The following is a 17,176-nucleotide window of genomic DNA, read 5'->3' as shown; positions in this document are numbered from 1 at the left end:
ATTTGCCGCCGGGCCGGGCTGAGCGGCTAAGGCGTGGTCGGGCGGCAAGCGAGCCAGCGGGAGTCTTTTTCCCTCTCTCCGCTCGCGGGGCTAGCAGATTCACACATCTGTGTTGGTTAGCGGCGGCGTTGGTTGGGTGACGGCGATGGCGTATTTTCCGTGCTGGAATTTGAGCCATCCGGCGAGCATGACGACGGGGCCGGGTTTTCCGTAATAGCCGGTCCAGCCGCCGAGGCGGGCGAGCACCCAGGACGCATAGGCCAGGGACCCTCGCGGATGTGGGTTCTTCTGACGCTGCGTCTTGCCTTCGAGGGTGGCGCAATAGGCTTCCAGCAGCGGTTGGTCCTTGGGCTCGAAGGCGTCGAGGAGCGGGCGCAGACGTTGCGGGTCGCCGCCGTCCCGGGCGTGGACGAGTTGTTGGATCGTCACGGCCGCGATCAACGTCGCGGCCGCCAGGGTCTGGCGCGGCGCGTCGTCTTCCATCCGCACGGCCTCGATGTCGAAGCCGCCGGTCTTCATCGTGCGGAACAACTGCTCGATCGCCCAACGGCGTCGATACAGATCGACGACCTCGAGCGCTTGCGCGAGGCGGTCGACGGGGCGCGTCGTGATCAGACGCCAATGGACGTTTTCGCCTGGGGGCGGGTCGATCTCGCGCACGTCGACGAGATGGACCGCGATCGTCGAGGGGTCGTTCTGGGCCGCGCCGTTCCGGGGCCGCGCGAGATCAAAGCGCCCATGCCGGACGGCCAGTGTCGCTTCGCGCGCCGGCCGTCCGGGCCTCGCCGGAAGCGACAGCGTCGCCCGCCCGGCCTCCTCCAGCGCATCCAGGCGCGCAAACAGCCGCTCGCCATCCTCCAGCGCGCGGTCCTGCGCGGCGCGCACGAGGAGGTGAACTCCCGGCGGGCGCCGCGCGAAGGCGGAATAAATATCGCTCTCGCGATCGGCCACGACCGTGACCTCGCGCGCCAAAGCGCAAACTTTCGCCGCCGCCGCCGCGCCCTCCAGCCAGCGCCGGCTTTCCTTGTCCTCGATCGGCCGCTGACGCCGATCCGCCTTGCGTCCCGTCGCGCGTTCAAGGAACTGCGCGTGCGCCAGACCCACGATCGAACCGTCCTCGGCGTCGACGACGAGGGTCGGATGCAGATAGAGCCCGCCGCCGCCCCGGACTTGACGACCGTCGTGTCCTGTATCGCCAGGACCGCGCGCCCGGCGCAACGCGCCGACGCGCGCGCGGCCGCCGTGGCGAACATCTCCGCGCCGGTCACCGCCCGATTGCGAAGAAAGCGCGTGATCTTAATCTCACCGGCCCGGTCGCCGCCGAGCCGACGAATGCGTATGCCCCCGCCGCCCTCCGCCACCAGCCGGGAAAGCAGAAAGGCCCCCTTTTCCAGTCGCGCGTCGCCAAAGCGACCCAGCGTCCGTCCGTCCATCGTCCGTCCCTCCGATTCCTTCAAATGGAATCAGACGCCCAGGCCACATGCAACCAAGATGTGTGAATGCGGTAGGCTCGCGGGGAGAGGGCAGGGTGAGGGGCAAAGCCGCCATGCGAATGGGATTGTCGGTTGAATTCTATAGCAAATTGGTGATTTTCGCGTTGTCGCCTCGCCCCTCACCCCAGCCCTCTCCCCGTTTTCACGGGGAGAGGGGGGCCGGCCCGCTGAAATTCTCCACAAGCCCCGGCCCGCCGCCCCTTGCGATTCCTTGCCCGCCTTGTCAAAGTCTCCGCCCCCGGCGCGAAGCGCCCAATAAGACGCGGACGGTATTGCGGCGATGAAGGTCACGATCGAGAGAGCGGCGCTGTTGCGGGCGCTCGGCCATGTTCACCGTGTCGTCGAACGCCGCACCACCATTCCGATTCTCGCCAATGTGCTTATCGACGCGCGCGACGGCGCGCTGACGCTGAAGGCCACGGATCTCGACCTCGAAATCACCGAGAAGACCGCCGCCGAAGTGGGACAGGCGGGCGCCACGACCCTGCCCGCGCATACGCTCTACGACATTGTCCGCAAGCTCCCTGAGGGGGCGCAGGCGTCGCTCGACGCGAGCGGCGAGACCGGCCAGCTCGCGCTGCGCTCCGGCCGCTCGCGCTTCAACCTCTCCACCCTGCCGGAGAGCGATTTTCCCGACGTCACCTCGGGCGAGTTCAGCCATAAGTTCTCCCTGCCGCCGGCCGACCTCAAGCGGCTGATCGAGAAGACGCAATTCGCGATCTCCAACGAGGAGACCCGCTATTACCTCAACGGCATCTACATCCACGCCATGGAGGTCGACGGCCAGCTCATGCTGCGCGCCGTGGCGACGGACGGCCATCGTCTCGCGCGGCTCGAATTGCCGGCTCCGGAAGGCTGCGCCGGCATGCCGGGCGTGATCCTGCCGCGCAAGGCGGTGCAGGAAGCGCAGAAGCTTATCGAGGACGCGCAAAGCGACGTGCTCGTGGAGCTTTCGACCAACAAGATGCGCTTCTCCTTCGGCGACGCGCTGCTGACGACCAAGCTCATCGACGGCACCTTTCCGGATTACGCCCGGGTCATTCCGGCCAATAACGACAAGCGCCTCACGGTGGAGCGCGACGCCTTCGCCAAGGCGGTCGACCGCGTCTCGACCATCTCCTCCGAACGCGGCCGCGCTGTGAAGCTCGCGCTCACTTCGGGCAAGCTCGTGCTTTCGGTGACGAACCCGGATCAAGGCTCGGCGGTCGAGGAGATTGAGGCGGATTATGACGGCGAGCCGCTCGACGTCGGCTTCAACGCCCGCTATCTGCTCGACATCACGCAGCAGCTCGACAGCGACACGGCGCTCTTCAAGCTCGCCGATCCGGGCTCGCCGACGCTGATCCAGGACCGGGACGGCGCAAGCGCGCTTTACGTGCTGATGCCGATGCGGGTTTGACGTTCCTGTCATTCCCGGGGCGCGAAGCGCGACCGGGAATCCAGAAGCAACGATGTGAAACCCTTGGAGGCGACTCTGGATCCCCGGCGCTTCGCTTTGCGAAGCGCCGGGGATGACAGGAGCGCGGCTAGCGCAAGGGCCGCTTAGGGTTGATAAACGTCCCGGCGAAGAGCCCGAAGCCGAAGCCCGAGAGATGGGCGGCGAGGCTCGACATGGGCAGCAGGAAGTCGGCGGCGATCTGCGCCAGCATGGCGAGGCCCAGCGCCGTGGCGCGGAAGGCGTCGAGACTGGCGCGGTGGCGCAGCCAGTCCTTGACGCGTAGCGCGCCCACGACGCCGAACAGCGCGAAGATGGCGCCCGACGCGCCGACATAGAGCCCGTAGCCCACGAGCCCGCTCGCCATCAGAGCGAGCACGAAGACCGAGGAGAAGAGCGCGCCGCCGAGATAGACGGCGAAAACGCGCGGCGATCCAACCTCATGCTCCAGCTCGCGGCCGATCAGCGCCAGCATCATCATATTGAGCGCGAAATGCAGCGGCCCGTAATGCAGGAAGGTCGAGGTCAGCACGCGCCAGCCTTCCCCATGCAGGGCGAGCGGCGCCCAGAGCGCGCCGAGACGGATCAGCGTCCCGGCGTCCTGCGAGCCGCCCAGCGCCAATTCCGCGGCGAAGGCGGCGGAATTGGCGATGACGAGCAGCAGGGTCACGGGCGGCAGCCGCCAGCCGCGCGCCTGTCTCGCGCTTTCCGCCGCGACGCGCAGGGCGACGCCCTCGACGATCTCCCGCGCGCGCGACGACAGATGCGGGGGCGCCACGGAAATCCTGGCGAGCTGGCGCCGCGCGGCGATGGCCGCGGGCGTCTCCTTGCGGCTCATGGCGAGGCCTTCAAACTCCGCCCGCGCGCCCGCCTCGTCGCCGGCATGGCGCTTGGCGACGGCGACCCAGTAATCTGCCGTGTCGGCGTCGAGACGCATCACGCGCGCCGCGAGCTCTTCCACCTCGCGCGGGCGTCCGGCGAAAGCGAGAACGAAGAGCCAGGAAAAGACCGTCTGCTCCAGCGGCGTCGAGTCGGCGGAGCGCGCATAGTCGCGGATCATCTCCTCGATGCGGCCGGTCTCCCCCAGCGCGCGCAGGCGATAGCCTGAAAGCTGGCGGGCGTTCTCCGGATTCTGCGCGAGGACGAGCGCTTTTTCCCAATCGCCGCGGTCGGCGAGGAGGCGCGTCTCGATCGCCGCCGCCTGCTCCGCCGGCGCCCGCGCGGCGAGCGCGGCGAAAGCCCGGGCCTTCTCGCGAGGATCCTCGATGGCGGCGGCGCGGGCGAAGGCGGCGGAAAGACGCATGGCCGGCGTCGGATGAAAAAAGGCGACGAGATCGGCGCAGCGCGCCGCCGCCTCCAGCCGCCCGGCGCGGGCGTAGCGCGCCTGAAGGGCGCCGAACGCCGTCGGCGCGGCGATGAGCGGAAGAAAGACGAGCGAGACGAGGCCCCCGGCCTCCTGCGGAAAGCTCCACAGCGCGAAGCCGCCGACGACGAGCACCAGCGCGTTCGCCGCCGCGAAGGAGCGCAGCTCGCGCCGGCGCTGCAACAGGCCGAGGAGTAGCGACAGGGCGGAAAGCGCCATCAGATTGACGGCGAGAATGGTCTGAAAATCCATCGGCGTCCCGCGCGCTCGGCAAGTCACGACAAGTCTTGCGCGAGCATGTCCGAGGCGCTGTCGACGAGTCAAATCCGGGGGCCGCGCTTGCGATCGACCATCCGGCGCCCCATTGTTGAAGGCGCGGCCTTGGCCCGCGCAAAAGGGCGCCATGCTGGATTTCTACGTTTTTCTCTGGCCCTGGCTCGCCGCCTGCTTCCTCGCGGGCGCGGCGACGGGGGCGCTCGCCGCCGGAGCGCCGACCCGCCGCGGGCCGGCGCGCTGGCTCGTCTGGGCGGGTCTCGCATTTCTCGCGGCCGTCGCCGCCGCGGCGCTCGGCGCGGTCCAGGGCGCGATCTCGATCTATGTGGAAAGCGCGCTCGGCTGCTTCGCGGCCTTCATCGCCGGCTGCGCCGCGGGCGCCTATGGCTTCCGCCGCAGCTTCGCCGCGCATGAGCGTTGGGCGCTGGGCCTCGCGCCGGCCGCGCTCTTGTGGTGGGGCGCGACGCATCTGGCGCAGCCCGCTTATCAGGCCGTTTTGGAAAAGCGCGTGGCGGCGCTGGCGCAGGCGTCGGGCGTCGATCCCTCCGGCGTCTCCTTTTCCGGCCGCGACGTCGCGGCCACGCCCGCCATCGCCGGGAATGAAAAGCTGATGGCGCGGATCGCCGCCGCGCCGGGCGTGCGCCGCATCGTCGCCGCCAATGTCGGGGAAACGGAAAGCCCGCTTAAGCCCGCGCCGCCGCCGAGCGAATCCGGATCGGACGCCACGGCGACCATCGCGCCGCCGAGCGATCCCAAGGAGATTCTCGCGGCCTTGCCCGCCGGCGATCTCGACGCCGCGACATGCCAGCGCGCGCTCGACGCCGTCGCCGCTTCGGAGCCCGTCGCCTTTCGCCCGGCGCGCGCGACCGTCAATCGCCGCGTCGCGGCCGCCCTCGACAAGGCGGCGGAAATCATCCGCCGCTGCCCCAGCGCCACGATCGAGGTGCGCGGCCATGGCGACGAGGGCGCCGTCGAGGATACGCTCTCGCATCGGCGCGCGGCGGCGGCGGAGCGCTATCTGCGCCGCGAGGGCGTCGCGGGCCGGCGGCTCGTCGCCGTCGGATGTTGCGCGCGCGAGGAACGCCGCGCCGGCGCGATCGATTACATCCTGCGCTGACGCCGTTCTCTTTTGCGCAACCATGTTCGAACGTCGATGAAACTATGGGCGCCGCCGCCGGCTTCCGGTTTACCTCGCGAACTCCCTTGTTTAATCTTTGTTATGCGGCGCGCCGCCAAGCTTGATCCCCTGAAATGGCGGCCCGCCCTTTTTTCGGGGCGCGCAGCGCGCCCCCGACGCCGCGCCGCGGCGACATGCCGGACGGCTTGCTTGCGAGAACGGACTTGAACGCGATCGACCCGACCAATCACGCCCACGCCGCCACCGTCGCCGCGCTGAAGGACGACGTCCTGAGCCGGCTCACCTATACGATCGGCAAGGACAGCGCCACGGCGAGCCCGCGCGACTGGTTCGTGGCGACGGCGCTGGCGACGCGCGACCGCGTCGTCGAATCCTGGCTCGGCTCGACGAAGCGCAATTACCGCGAGGATCGCCGCCGCGTTTACTATCTCTCGCTCGAATTTCTCATCGGCCGCCTGCTCATCGACACCTTGACCAATCTCGGCCTCACCGGCGCCATGCGCGAGGCGCTCGCCGAGCTCGGCGTCGATCTCGACAGGCTGCGCGAGGTGGAGCCCGACGCGGCCCTCGGCAATGGCGGCCTGGGGCGCCTCGCCGCCTGCTTCATGGACAGCATGGCGACGCTCGAGATCGCGGCCATGGGCTATGGCATCCGCTACGATCACGGCCTTTTCCGTCAGACGATCAAGGACGGCTGGCAGCACGAATACCCGGAGGATTGGCTGTCTTTCGGCAATAGCTGGCAGTTCCCGCGTCCCGAGATCACCTATGACGTCGGCTTTGGCGGCCATGTCGAAAGCGCGCGGCTGACCGACGGCTTGCTCGCCCATGTCTGGCGCCCCGGCGAGACCATCGTCGCCGTCGCCTATGACACGCCGGTCGTCGGCTGGCGCGGCAAGCATGTGAACACGCTGCGCCTGTGGTCGGCGCGCGCGCTCGATCCGCTGCGTCTCGACGCCTTCAACCAGGGCGACCATGTCGGCGCGCTCACCGAGCAAGTGCGCGCCGAGGCGATCTCGAAAGTGCTCTATCCGAGCGACTCGACGCCGGCCGGCCAGGAGCTGCGGCTGCGGCAGGAATATTTCTTCGTCTCGGCCTCCTTGCAGGACCTCATCCGCCGGCACATGAAGCAGACCGGCGACATTGCGAAGCTCGCCGAGAAGAACGCGATCCAGCTCAACGACACGCATCCGGCGATCGGCGTCGCCGAGCTGATGCGGCTTCTCGTCGACGTGCATGGCGTCGAGTGGAAGGAGGCGTGGAGGATCACGCAGGCGACCTTCTCCTACACCAATCACACGCTGCTGCCCGAAGCGCTCGAGACCTGGCCCGTGTCGCTCATGGAGAGGCTGCTGCCGCGCCACATGCAGATCATCTATCTCGCCAACGCCGTCCATCTCGACGGGCTGCGCGAGAAGGGCGTGCAGGACGCGGGCGTTCTTTCCTCCGTCTCGCTCATCGACGAGCATAATGGCCGCCATGTGCGCATGGGCCATCTGGCCTTTCTCGGCTCGCACAAGGTCAACGGCGTCTCGGCGCTGCACAGCGAGCTCGTGAAAGAGACGGTCTTCAAGGATTTCCACCGCCTCTATCCCGACCGCGTCGTCAACAAGACGAATGGCGTGACCTTCCGGCGCTGGCTGCTCGAGGCCAATCCGGCCTTGTCGCGGCTCCTGGCGGAGACGATCGGCGCGGGCGTCTTCGACGATCCGGAGAAGCTGATCGGACTCGAAGCCTTCGCCGACGATCCCGGCTTCCAGCAGCGTTTCGCGGCGGCCAAGCGCGAGAACAAGGCGCGCCTCGCCGCCAAGATCTTCGATACGGTGGGCGTGCGCGCCGATCCCGACGCGCTCTTCGACGTGCAGATCAAGCGCATTCATGAATATAAGCGTCAGCTTCTCAACGTGCTCGACGCGGTGGCGCTTTATCTCGACATCAAGTCGCAGCCGTCCCGGGATTTCGTGCCCCGCGTGAAAATTTTCGCCGGCAAGGCGGCGGCGAGCTACACTCAGGCCAAGCTCATCATCAAGCTCGCCAATGACGTCGCGCAGCTCGTGAACGCCGATCCGGCGACGCGCGGCCTGCTGAAGATCGCCTTTCTGCCGAATTACAATGTGAGCCTCGCCGAGACGATCATTCCGGCGGCCGATCTCTCCGAGCAGATCTCGACCGCGGGCATGGAGGCGTCGGGCACCGGCAATATGAAATTCGCGCTCAACGGCGCGCTCACCATCGGCACGCTCGACGGCGCCAATGTCGAGATCAAGGAGCGCGTCGGCGACGACAACATCTTCATTTTCGGCCTGACGGCGCGGGAGGTGGAGGAAAGCCGCGCGAAGGGCATCGACGCGCGCGAGACGATCGCCGCGAGCGCGCGTCTCTCCGAGGCGCTCGCGGCGGTCGCGGGCGGCATGTTCTCGCCCGACGACAGGCATCGCTATGCGCAGCTCGTCGATACGCTCACCTATTACGATCATTTTATGATCACGAAGGATTTCGACGGCTATTGCGACGCGCAACGCAAGGTCGACGCGCGCTGGCGCGATCAGAAGGCGTGGCGGAAATCCTCCATTCTCAATACGGCGCGGGTGGCGTGGTTCTCGTCGGATCGCGCCATTCGCGAATACGCCCGGGAGATCTGGAAGGTCGAGGCGTGAAGGCGGCGCGCTTGCATGAAAAAGGCGGTCGCGCCAAGGCCCGGCCGCCCTGCTCGAATTTAAGAATGAAGGCGAAGATCAAGGAAAGAGTCAGCCCACCGACCGGCGCGGCGTGCGGAGGTTGAGCTTGGTCAGCCGGGGCGCTTCGCGCAGCGGCGCGACGACGGCGGGCGCCGGCGCCTCATATTCCTCTTCCTCGACAAAATCCGGTCGGAAGGCCGCCGGGGCCGGCCCCTCCCGGCGCGCGCCGCTGGTCGTCTCCGTCACGCGCGCCGCGCCGTTGAGAACGCCGCCGCGCGCAACCTCGATCGCGCCGCAATCCCACTTGCCGTCCACGCGGCCGGTGGCGCGCACGGCGAGGAGATGCTTGACGGCGATCTCGGCGCTGACCTGGCCCGAAATGTCGGCGCTCGACGCATTGACCTTTCCCTTGACCGTCCCGCCTTGCCCGACGACAAGAAGATTGCAGGTGATTTCGCCGTCGAACAAGCCGTCGACGACAACGTTGTCGCGCGCCTGAATGACGCCCGTCAGCTCCGCGCCCTCGCCAATATAGACGGACTTTGCCTCTTCATGCCTGAACGTCGCCATTTCGCTTCCCTTCTCGCGAATCGCGCCTGACGGCGAGGTTAAACCTTTCCCGCGCCCGCGCGGCAAATTCATGTCGCGACGGAACAATCGGGTGAAAAGGAGGACAAAGCTCGCTCCGCTCGCAATGGCGGCGGAAAGACTTGAGCAAATGGAAACCGCTAGGCGGGCGTGTCCTTCTCAACGGCGCGAACGAGTTGGACGAAAGCGTCCGCGGCGGGCGAATGGGTTCGGCCTCGCTTCCAGACGAAGCCGTAATTCAGGCGCATCCAGGGCAGGTCGATCGGCAGCAGGGCGCACAGGCCGTCCCTCAATTCCCGTTCGATCAAAGCCGGCAAAGTCACCGACAGGCCATCGCTGGCGAGGACGATGTCTTTCACGGCCGGGATGGATCCGACGACGATCCGGGGTCGAAAGCGATTATTGACCTCGCTGAAAAGGCCGAAAGGCTTCTCGGCCCGCGGCATCTCCATCCGCATGCGCGCGGGCGCCGTCGGCCCGACCCACGGAAACGCCGTCAAATCTTCAAGGCGCAGCTTTGAAAGCCCGGTAAGCGGATGGCCGGTCCGGCAATAGAAATGGAGACGGGAAGCGCGAATGAGCTCGGTCTCCAGTTCCGAATGCTCGATGGCTTCGGAGATGTCGGCGAATCCGAGATCGGCGCGTCCCTGGAAGATGTCGTCGACGACCCGCGTCCAGTCCGTCGTCGAGAGCTCAAGCTGGAGGCCGGGATGGCGCGCCGCAAGCATCCCCATCGCCTTCTGAGCGGAGATTTCGGCGGGAAAGGGGGCGACGGCGACCGTCAGCTCGCCAATGTCCAACCCCTTCGTCAGGGTGATCTCCCGCAAGAGCTCCGAGTGATTGCGGAGCAGCGTTTCTCCTCTTTCGATCACGATCCGCCCGAAGAGAGTCGGCGTCACGCCGTCGTAACGTTCGAAAAGTCGGACGCCGAGCGTATCTTCAAGATGTTTGAGCGTGCGGGTCAGGGAAGGTTGGGACACGCCCAGGGCCTTGGCCGCGCGCCCAAAATGGCGATGCTGGGCCAGGGCGCGAACCATCTCCAGATGGCGCAATGACTGTAAGACCATGAACAGGCGTCCTGACATATCGCCTATGTTATCGATCTATACCATCATTGATATTGGACGATCGAGGGTTCGGCTGTCATTGTCATTGTCTGGCGAATAACTGACAAGCCGGCGTTTTACGCGATTTTTTGCGGGAGAAATGGACCATGACACGGCAGTCGATCCGTTGGCTCGCGCTCTGCGCGGGCTTCGCGCTTGCAACGGCGTTTCCGGCGAGCGCCGCGCCCGAGCAAGGCAAGAAGCCGAACATTCTCGTCATCTGGGGCGACGACATCGGCATGTGGAACATCAGCGCCAACAGCCGCGGGATGATGGGCTACAAGACGCCGAACATCGACCGCCTCGCAAAAGAAGGCCTGTCCTTCACCGATTATTACGGTCAGCAGAGCTGCACGGCGGGCCGCGCCGCCTTTATCGGCGGCAATGTGCCGGTGCGCACCGGCATGACCAAGGTCGGCCTGCCCGGCGCGAAAGAGGGATGGCAGAAGACCGACGTCACCGTCGCGACCGTGATGAAGAGCCTGGGTTACGCCACGGGACAATTCGGCAAGAACCACCAGGGCGACCGCGACGAGCATTTGCCGACGATGCACGGCTTCGACGAATTCTTCGGCAACCTCTATCATCTCAACGCCGAGGAAGAGCCGGAAAATCTGGACTATCCGAGGAATCCCGAGTTCCGCAAGAAATTCGGCCCGCGCGGCGTCATCAAATCCTTCGCCGACGGCAAGGGCGGCCAGACGATCGAGGACACGGGCCCCTTGACCCGGAAGCGCATGGAGACGATCGACGAAGAGACGATCGCCGCCGTCAAGGATTTCATCACGCGCCAGGCGAAGGCGGGCAAGCCCTTCTTCGCCTGGTGGAACGGCACGCGCATGCATTTGCGCACCCATGTGAAGGCGGAGCACCGTGGAATTTCCGGCCAGGACGAATATAGCGACGGCATGGTCGAGCATGACATGCATGTCGGAGAGCTTCTAAAGCTCGTCGACGATCTCGGAATCGCCGACGACACGCTGGTCTTCTATTCGACGGATAACGGCCCGCATTACAATAGCTGGCCGGATGCGGGCACGACCATCTTCCGCAGCGAGAAGAATTCGAACTGGGAGGGCGCCTATCGCGTGCCGGCCTATGTCCGCTGGCCGGGGCGCTTCCCCGCCGGAACGACGCTGAACGGCATCGTGGCGCATGAGGACTGGCTGCCGACGTTCGCCGCCATTGGCGGCGACGACGCGATAAAGGACAAGCTCGCCAAAGGCGTGAAGCTGGAAGGCCGCAAATATAGAAATTACATAGACGGCCAGGATATGTCCGATTACTTCTCGGGCAAATCGAAGGATTCGCCGCGCCACGAGTTCGTCTATGTCAACGATGACGGCCAGATCGTCGCGATCCGCTATGACGACTGGAAAGTGGTCTTCCTCGAAAATCGCGGCCAGGCGTTCGGCGTCTGGCGCGAGCCCTTCACCGAGTTGCGCGTGCCGCTGCTGTTCAATCTGCGCCGCGATCCTCTGGAGCGCTCGCAGCATAATTCGAACAGCTATAATGATTGGTTCCTCGACAGGCCGTTCGTGATCGTGCCGCTGCAGAAGCTCGCGGCGGATTTCCTGACGTCGATGAAGCAATATCCGCCGAGCCAGACGCCGGGCTCCTTCAATCTGGAAAAGATTCAGAAGGAGATCGAAGCCGCCGGACGCGGACATTGACAAGCGCAGGCCGTCGCGCGACGCGCGGCGGCCCCGACATGGACGGCCGACGCGGTGACAAATGCGGATCAAGAAATTCTATCTTCTTCTCGCCTTCGTCTCCGTCTCGATCATCGGGCTGCTCTACGGCGTTTCGCCGGACTGGTTCGCGCGAACCTTCCTCGGCGTCGCGTCGCTCGACGCCGACCTCGCCCATATTTTCCGGGCCATGACGGGGCTCTATGTCGCGCTCGGGCTCTTCTGGCTCTACGCCGCCTTTCACGACGCCTACCGCAAAGCGGCTGTGCTGACGACGGTGGTCTTCTGCGCGGGACTCGTCTCGGGCCGGCTGATCAGCCTGCTTGTCGACGGACGACCGGCCCCGCTATTGATTCTCTATGTGTTCGTGGAGCTCGGGCTCGTCCCCATCGGCTATTGGGTTCTTCGACGGCCGGATTGAGCGCCCTCGATATGGCGGGCAGGATTGACATGACGTTCAAACCCAAGGCGATCATCGTCCTTCTCCTCGTCCTTTGCGCGCCGGCGCGCGCCGAGGACGCCTTGCCCTCCTGGAATGACGGGCCCGCCAAGCAGGCGATCCTCGCCTTCGTCGCCAAGACGACCAAAACCGACGGTCCCGATTATGTGAAGCCCGAAGAACGTGTCGCCGTCTTCGACAATGACGGCACGCTATGGACGGAATAACCGCTTTATACGCAGGCTTTCTTCGCGCTCGATCGCCTCAGGGAGATGGCGCCGCGGCATCCCGAATGGCGCAAGCGGCAGCCCTTCAAGGCGGCGCTCGCGGGAGATCTCAGGGCCTTGGCGGCGCGCGGCCCGAAAGGCTTCGCCGAGATCGTCGGGGCGACGCACGCCGGCGACACGCCGGAGGCTTTTCAGGCCACGGTTTCGCAATGGCTGGCGACGGCCGAGCATCCGAAATTCAAGCGGCGTTACGACCGCCTCGCCTATCAGCCGATGCTCGAGCTTCTCGCCTTTCTGCGCGCCGAGGGCTTCAAGACCTTTATCGTCTCGGGCGGCGGCGTCGAATTCATGCGCGCCTTCGCGGAACGCGTCTATGGCGTGCCGCCCGAGCAGGTGGTGGGCTCCTCCATCGTCACCCGATATGAGGTCGTCGACGGCGAGCCCATGCTGAAGCGCGAGGCGAAGATCGCCTTTATCGACGACAAGGCCGGCAAGCCCATCGCCATCAATCAATATATCGGCCGCCGGCCGATCGCCGCCTTCGGCAATTCGGACGGCGACTTCCAGATGCTGGAATGGACGACCGCCGGCGCGGGACCGCGCTTCGGCCTGATCCTTCATCACGACGACGCGGCGCGCGAAGCCGCCTATGACCGCAAATCCCCCGTCGGGCGCCTCGATCGCGCGCTGGATGAGGCCGGCAAGCGCGGCTGGACGCTCGTCAGCATGAAAAGCGATTGGAAGACGATCTTTCCGCCCCCGACGCGCTGAGCGGATTCAGCGCTGGCGCACATAGCTCCCCGGCGCCGGCTCCAGCGGCACGAGGCCCTTTTCCGGGGCGCCCATGGGCGGCGGCGCGACGCGCTCCTTGGCGCTCGCGCGCGTCAGCCAGGACGCCCAGGCCGGCCACCAGGAGCCTTCGAAGAGCTTTGCGCGCTCGCGCCAGCGCTCGGCGCTGACATAGCGATCGCTGCGCGCGCGCACGCCGAGATGATAGCGGCGCCCCGGATGGCCCGGCTCCGAGACGATCCCGGCATTGTGCCCGCCATTGGTGAGAACGAAGGTGAGGTCGTTATCCGTGAAGAGATGCGTCTTGTAGACCGAGCGCCAGGGCGAGATATGGTCCGATTCCGTCCCCACGACGAACATGGGAACGGCGATGTCCTTCAGGGCGATCACTTCGTCCTCGACCGCGTAGCGCCCGGCGGTCAGCCTGTTTTCGAGGAACAGGCCGCGCAGATATTGCGCATGCATGCGGTAGGGCATGCGGGTCTGATCGGCGCTCCAGGCCATGAGGTCGGTGGCGCGCTCTCTCTCGCCGAGCAGATATTCCGTGATGGCGCGCGCCCAGAAGAGCTCGTTCGAGCGCAGCGCCATGAACACGCCCGACATCTGATAGGTGTCGAGATAGCCCTGGTCCCACATCATGTCTTCAAGGAAGGCGACCTGCGCGGCGTCGACGAAGAGCATGAGATCGCCCGGCTCGCTGAAATCGATCTGCGAGGCGAGCAGCGTGACGGAAGCCAGCCGATTGTCGCCGTCGCGCGCCATCGTGGCGGCGGCGATGGCGAGCAGCGTGCCGCCGAGGCAATAGCCGGCGGCGTGGATCGGGCGGCCGGGCAGGATCGCGTTGATCGCCTCGAGCGCCTCCATCACGCCGCGCTTGCGATAGTCGTCGAAGCCGATGTCTCGATCCTCGGCGGTGGGATTGCGCCAGGAGATCATGAAGACGGTGAAGCCGCGCTCGACCAGATAGCGCACCAGCGAATGATGCGCGGCGAGGTCGAGCACGTAATATTTCATGATCCAGGCCGGAACGACCAGGATCGGCTCGGCGCAGACCGTCTCGGTCGCGGGCTGATACTGGATCAACTCCATGAGATGGTTGCGATGGATCACCTCGCCCGGCGTCGCCGCGACGTCCTTGCCAAGCTCATAGCCATTGCCGCCGTTCTGAGACTGGGTGGCCGCGTCGAGGAAATCCTCCGCGAAATATTTGGCGCCGCGCAGCAGATTGGCGCCGGCCTCGCGGCGCGTGCGTTCGATGACGACCGGATTGAGCCAGGGAGCGTTGGAAGGCGAGAAGACGTCGAGATATTTCGACGCGAGGAAGGAGACGCGCGCGGCGTTGTTCGGCCGCATGCCGCGCACTTCCCGCGTCGCCTTCCGCCACCATTGCTGCTGGGCGAGAAAGGCCTGCTCGAAGAAGAGATAGGGGAAGGTCCCCCAGGCCGGATCGTCGAAGCGCCTGTCCGACGGCTCGGGCGCGAAGGGACGCTCCGCCTTGTCGCTCACGAGATTATGCGCGCCGAAATGCGCAAGGCGCGCGGCGGAGGAGAAGGCGTCGATCGCGAGCTCGAGCTGCCGGCCGGGCGACTCCGCGAGATGCGCCGCCCAATCGATCCAGGCGGACATTTGCGCATGGGGCGAGATCCCCTGCGTGAAGCGCGCCGCCGTCGCCTGAGCGGCGCGGTCGAGCGTCTCGAAGGAGGCGGCGTGCAGGAAGGACATGAGGGGCGACGGCGCGCGGCGCCCCGGCGCGCGCGGCGCGTCGGGCTTGCGTGTTTCGAGAGCGGAATTCATGGCGCGTCCAATCTGTCGCGGAAATATAGCAAATGCGTGAAGACGCCTCAGGGGCCGTCCGCGAGCAATTGCGTGATCGACCCGCCTTCATGGCGGCGCTTGATCGCTTCTGCGAAAAGGGAGGCGGCCGGAATCACGGAGAGCTTCTCCTTCAGGGCGGCGGCCGTCGGATCGTTCGGCCGTTGGGGAATGGAGTCGGTGACGGCGACGCCGTCTATCGGCGCGCTCCGCAGGGTTTCGGGCGCCGCCGACGCGAAGATCCCATGCGTCGCGGCGACGAAGACCTGCGCCGCGCCATGCGCGCGGCAGGCCGACGCGGCGCGCGCGACCGTGTCGCCGCCGGCGATGAGGTCGTCGAGGATAATGACGGCCCGTCCCGCCACGTCGCCCGCGAAAATGTCGCCCGTCACGACCCCTTCGCTGCGGGTCTTGTCCAGGAAGGCCTTGGCCACGGGACGCGCCGACAGGCGCTCGAGACGCCGCCGGAAGATTTCGGCGCGCTTCTCGCCGCCGAGATCTGGCGAGACAACGGCGAGGGGCGCCGCGCCGATGCGAGGAAGAAAATGCGACGCGAAGAGCGCATGGGCGTCGAGCGGAATGGTCTCGCAGCGGAAGGCGTTCTCGAAGGCGGCGATGTTGTGCGCGTCGATCGTGATCACGGCGTCGGCGCGCATGGCCTCGAAGAGCTGCGCGACATAGCGCGTGGCGATCGGGTCGCGCGGCTTGGTGCGCCGGTCCTTGCGCGAGAAGCAGAGATAGGGCGTCACCGCCGTCACGCGCGCGGCGCCGCTGTCCCGCAAGGCGCCGATGAACATCAGGAGCCTCAGCAGCTTGTCCGCGCCGCTCGCCTCCGCTTCGCCATGCAGGCTCGATATGGCGTAGACGTCGCGGCCGCGAACGCATTCGAGCGGGCGTAATTTGAACTCGCCGTCCTCGAAGGCGCGCGCCTCCAAAGGCGAAAGCGCCGCGCCGAGCCTTGCGGCGACCTGCGCGCCGAAAGCATGGCTGGAGCCGAGGGCGAAGAGCGCGACGTCAGGCGCCATCTTTCGACTCCTTGCCTGAAAGCCACGCCGCGATGCGCGGCCATTCATTTTCGATCGTGCGCCGGCCCATGAAAAGCGCCAGGTGCCCGCAAGGCGCAAGCGCCGTCTCCACTTCGCCTCCAATGAACTCCTTGACGGCGAAGACCTGAGCCGGCGGCGCGATGGCGTCCGACGCGCCGGCGAGCAGATAGACGGGCCGGTCCAGCCCGCGCAGCTCGACCCGCTTGCCGAGCGCCGGGAAGCGCCCCTTCGCCAGCAGATTGTCGCGGAAGAGATATTGGAGAACTTCCCGAAAATAAGGCCCGGGCAGATCGAGGCGGCGGCGGTCCCACGCCCGGAAAGCCGCGACGGCGTCCCTCGCGAAGGGAGCGTCGGTCGGAAGCTCGATTTGCAAGCCGTCGGCCAGACGCCGCTCTTCGCTTTCCTCGCGCGGCCAGAGCGGCGCCATGTGATCGCCCTTCACGACGCCGCCGCCGGCGAAAATCAGGCGCTCGATCGAAAGATCCGTCGTCTCTTCGACCCGCCCCGCCAGCGCCGAGCGCGCCGCCGCGACGTCGACCGGCGCGCCGACGGCGACGAGGCGCCGCGTCTTTTGCGGAAAGCGCGCGGCATAGGCCAGCGACAGCCAGCCGCCCTGGCACAGGCCGACGAGGTCGACAGGCGCGCCGATCTCGTCGACGGCGATTGTGAGCTCCGCGAGCAGGGCGTCGATTCCGTAAAGCTGCGTTTCCGCCGTCGCCGACGCCCATTCGACGAGATAGAGCCGTCCGCAGCCGCCACGCAGCAACGCCGCGACGAGACTATGGCCGGGCGCGAGGTCGGCGATCTGCGCGTCGTGCAGCGCATAAGGCGAAACGATCATGACGGGCGCCGCCGCCTCGTCCGTCGCAAATTCCCAGAGGCGCAACAGGCCGAGTCGAAGGATCAGGCGCGCGGGCGTCGACCATTGGGGACCTTCCTTGCGCGCGTCGGCGAGCGGCAGCTCCAGGGCGCGGCGCCAGAGATCCATCGTCGCGATCGGCCAGGCCCAGAGATCTCGCGTCCAAATGTCCCAGCTCATCGCCTTTTCCGTCGTGATCGAGGGCGGGCTATCATATGTGAACATTCAGCAAAAAGGCG

General features: G+C 66.5%; 12 protein-coding genes and 1 pseudogene. 6 read left to right on the top strand and 7 right to left on the bottom strand.

Annotated features, from left to right (window positions below):
• Positions 1-99: 99 nt before the first annotated feature.
• On the bottom strand, positions 100-1,218 hold the full coding sequence (locus tag ACV7JP_RS08425; RefSeq protein ID WP_457798776.1) for an IS4 family transposase: 1,119 nt from the start codon (positions 1,216-1,218) through the stop codon (positions 100-102).
• Between the two features lie 555 nt (positions 1,219-1,773).
• Between ACV7JP_RS08425 and dnaN the strand changes: the two genes are divergently transcribed.
• Positions 1,774-2,892 carry a DNA polymerase III subunit beta gene (gene dnaN / locus ACV7JP_RS08420; protein WP_457798775.1) on the top strand — a complete coding sequence of 373 codons (1,119 nt, stop codon included), beginning with the start codon at positions 1,774-1,776 and terminating at the stop codon, positions 2,890-2,892.
• Positions 2,893-3,019: 127 nt separating this feature from the next.
• On the opposite strand, the gene ACV7JP_RS08415 is transcribed toward dnaN, so the two are convergent.
• The gene (locus ACV7JP_RS08415) at positions 3,020-4,543 is read right to left on the bottom strand and encodes a rhomboid family intramembrane serine protease (protein WP_457798774.1); all 1,524 of its coding nucleotides are present in this window, start codon (positions 4,541-4,543) and stop codon (positions 3,020-3,022) included.
• Positions 4,544-4,694: 151 nt separating this feature from the next.
• Here ACV7JP_RS08415 and ACV7JP_RS08410 point away from each other — a divergent pair, with 151 nt between their 5' ends.
• On the top strand, positions 4,695-5,681 hold the full coding sequence (locus ACV7JP_RS08410; RefSeq protein WP_457798773.1) for an OmpA family protein: 987 nt from the start codon (positions 4,695-4,697) through the stop codon (positions 5,679-5,681).
• 194 nt (positions 5,682-5,875) lie between these two features.
• Entirely contained in the window at positions 5,876-8,359 is a 2,484-nt protein-coding gene (locus tag ACV7JP_RS08405; RefSeq protein ID WP_457799050.1) for a glycogen/starch/alpha-glucan phosphorylase, read from the top strand.
• A 90-nt stretch (positions 8,360-8,449) separates the two neighbouring features.
• Here the strand turns inward: ACV7JP_RS08405 and ACV7JP_RS08400 are convergent, their stop codons facing one another.
• Positions 8,450-8,950 (bottom strand): bactofilin family protein, encoded by a 501-nt coding sequence (locus tag ACV7JP_RS08400; RefSeq protein WP_457798772.1) that lies wholly within the window; start codon positions 8,948-8,950, stop codon positions 8,450-8,452.
• A gap of 158 nt (positions 8,951-9,108) precedes the next feature.
• Complete coding sequence (locus ACV7JP_RS08395) at positions 9,109-10,035, bottom strand: LysR family transcriptional regulator (RefSeq protein ID WP_457798771.1); 927 nt, start codon at positions 10,033-10,035, stop codon at positions 9,109-9,111.
• Between the two features lie 146 nt (positions 10,036-10,181).
• Between ACV7JP_RS08395 and ACV7JP_RS08390 the strand changes: the two genes are divergently transcribed.
• The 3 genes and pseudogenes from ACV7JP_RS08390 to ACV7JP_RS08380 all read left to right on the top strand — a co-directional run bounded on the left by ACV7JP_RS08390 (position 10,182) and on the right by ACV7JP_RS08380 (position 13,202).
• Positions 10,182-11,747, top strand: coding sequence for an arylsulfatase (locus ACV7JP_RS08390; RefSeq protein ID WP_457798770.1), 1,566 nt, complete (start codon positions 10,182-10,184; stop codon positions 11,745-11,747).
• A gap of 61 nt (positions 11,748-11,808) precedes the next feature.
• Positions 11,809-12,186: a DUF4345 domain-containing protein gene (locus ACV7JP_RS08385; RefSeq protein ID WP_457798769.1), complete on the top strand. Its 378-nt coding sequence runs from the start codon at positions 11,809-11,811 to the stop codon at positions 12,184-12,186.
• 29 nt (positions 12,187-12,215) lie between these two features.
• Positions 12,216-13,202 (top strand): annotated as a pseudogene (locus ACV7JP_RS08380) (HAD family hydrolase).
• Positions 13,203-13,208: 6 nt separating this feature from the next.
• Here the strand turns inward: ACV7JP_RS08380 and ACV7JP_RS08375 are convergent.
• The 3 genes from ACV7JP_RS08375 to ACV7JP_RS08365 are packed head-to-tail and all read right to left on the bottom strand — an operon-like array spanning position 13,209 to position 17,117.
• Complete coding sequence (locus ACV7JP_RS08375; RefSeq protein ID WP_457798768.1) at positions 13,209-15,014, bottom strand: PHA/PHB synthase family protein; 1,806 nt, start codon at positions 15,012-15,014, stop codon at positions 13,209-13,211.
• A gap of 47 nt (positions 15,015-15,061) precedes the next feature.
• Positions 15,062-16,057, bottom strand: coding sequence for a ribose-phosphate diphosphokinase (locus tag ACV7JP_RS08370; protein ID WP_457798767.1), 996 nt, complete (start codon positions 16,055-16,057; stop codon positions 15,062-15,064).
• Positions 16,047-17,117, bottom strand: coding sequence for an alpha/beta fold hydrolase (locus tag ACV7JP_RS08365; RefSeq protein ID WP_457798766.1), 1,071 nt, complete (start codon positions 17,115-17,117; stop codon positions 16,047-16,049). Before ACV7JP_RS08365 ends, ACV7JP_RS08370 begins: the two co-directional genes overlap by 11 nt.
• Between the last annotated feature and the right edge of the window lie 59 nt (positions 17,118-17,176).

The sequence above is a fragment of the Methylocystis sp. S23 genome, from assembly GCF_054106005.1.
The sequence above is the reverse complement of the archived record's forward strand: the minus strand, read 5'-3'. Positions and strand labels throughout refer to the sequence as shown.

What these genes read in the sequence shown, in the direction of transcription:
- ACV7JP_RS08415 (WP_457798774.1), bottom strand. Translation starts at nt 4,543, where the DNA reads ATGGATTTTCAGACCATTCTCGCCGTCAATCTGATGGCGCTTTCCGCC.
- ACV7JP_RS08400 (WP_457798772.1), bottom strand. Translation starts at nt 8,950, where the DNA reads ATGGCGACGTTCAGGCATGAAGAGGCAAAGTCCGTCTATATTGGCGAG.
- ACV7JP_RS08370 (WP_457798767.1), bottom strand. Translation starts at nt 16,057, where the DNA reads ATGGCGCCTGACGTCGCGCTCTTCGCCCTCGGCTCCAGCCATGCTTTC.
- ACV7JP_RS08395 (WP_457798771.1), bottom strand. Translation starts at nt 10,035, where the DNA reads ATGGTCTTACAGTCATTGCGCCATCTGGAGATGGTTCGCGCCCTGGCC.
- ACV7JP_RS08365 (WP_457798766.1), bottom strand. Translation starts at nt 17,117, where the DNA reads ATGAGCTGGGACATTTGGACGCGAGATCTCTGGGCCTGGCCGATCGCG.
- ACV7JP_RS08405 (WP_457799050.1), top strand. Translation starts at nt 5,876, where the DNA reads ATGCCGGACGGCTTGCTTGCGAGAACGGACTTGAACGCGATCGACCCG.
- ACV7JP_RS08385 (WP_457798769.1), top strand. Translation starts at nt 11,809, where the DNA reads ATGCGGATCAAGAAATTCTATCTTCTTCTCGCCTTCGTCTCCGTCTCG.
- ACV7JP_RS08390 (WP_457798770.1), top strand. Translation starts at nt 10,182, where the DNA reads ATGACACGGCAGTCGATCCGTTGGCTCGCGCTCTGCGCGGGCTTCGCG.
- dnaN (WP_457798775.1), top strand. Translation starts at nt 1,774, where the DNA reads ATGAAGGTCACGATCGAGAGAGCGGCGCTGTTGCGGGCGCTCGGCCAT.
- ACV7JP_RS08375 (WP_457798768.1), bottom strand. Translation starts at nt 15,014, where the DNA reads ATGAATTCCGCTCTCGAAACACGCAAGCCCGACGCGCCGCGCGCGCCG.
- ACV7JP_RS08410 (WP_457798773.1), top strand. Translation starts at nt 4,695, where the DNA reads ATGCTGGATTTCTACGTTTTTCTCTGGCCCTGGCTCGCCGCCTGCTTC.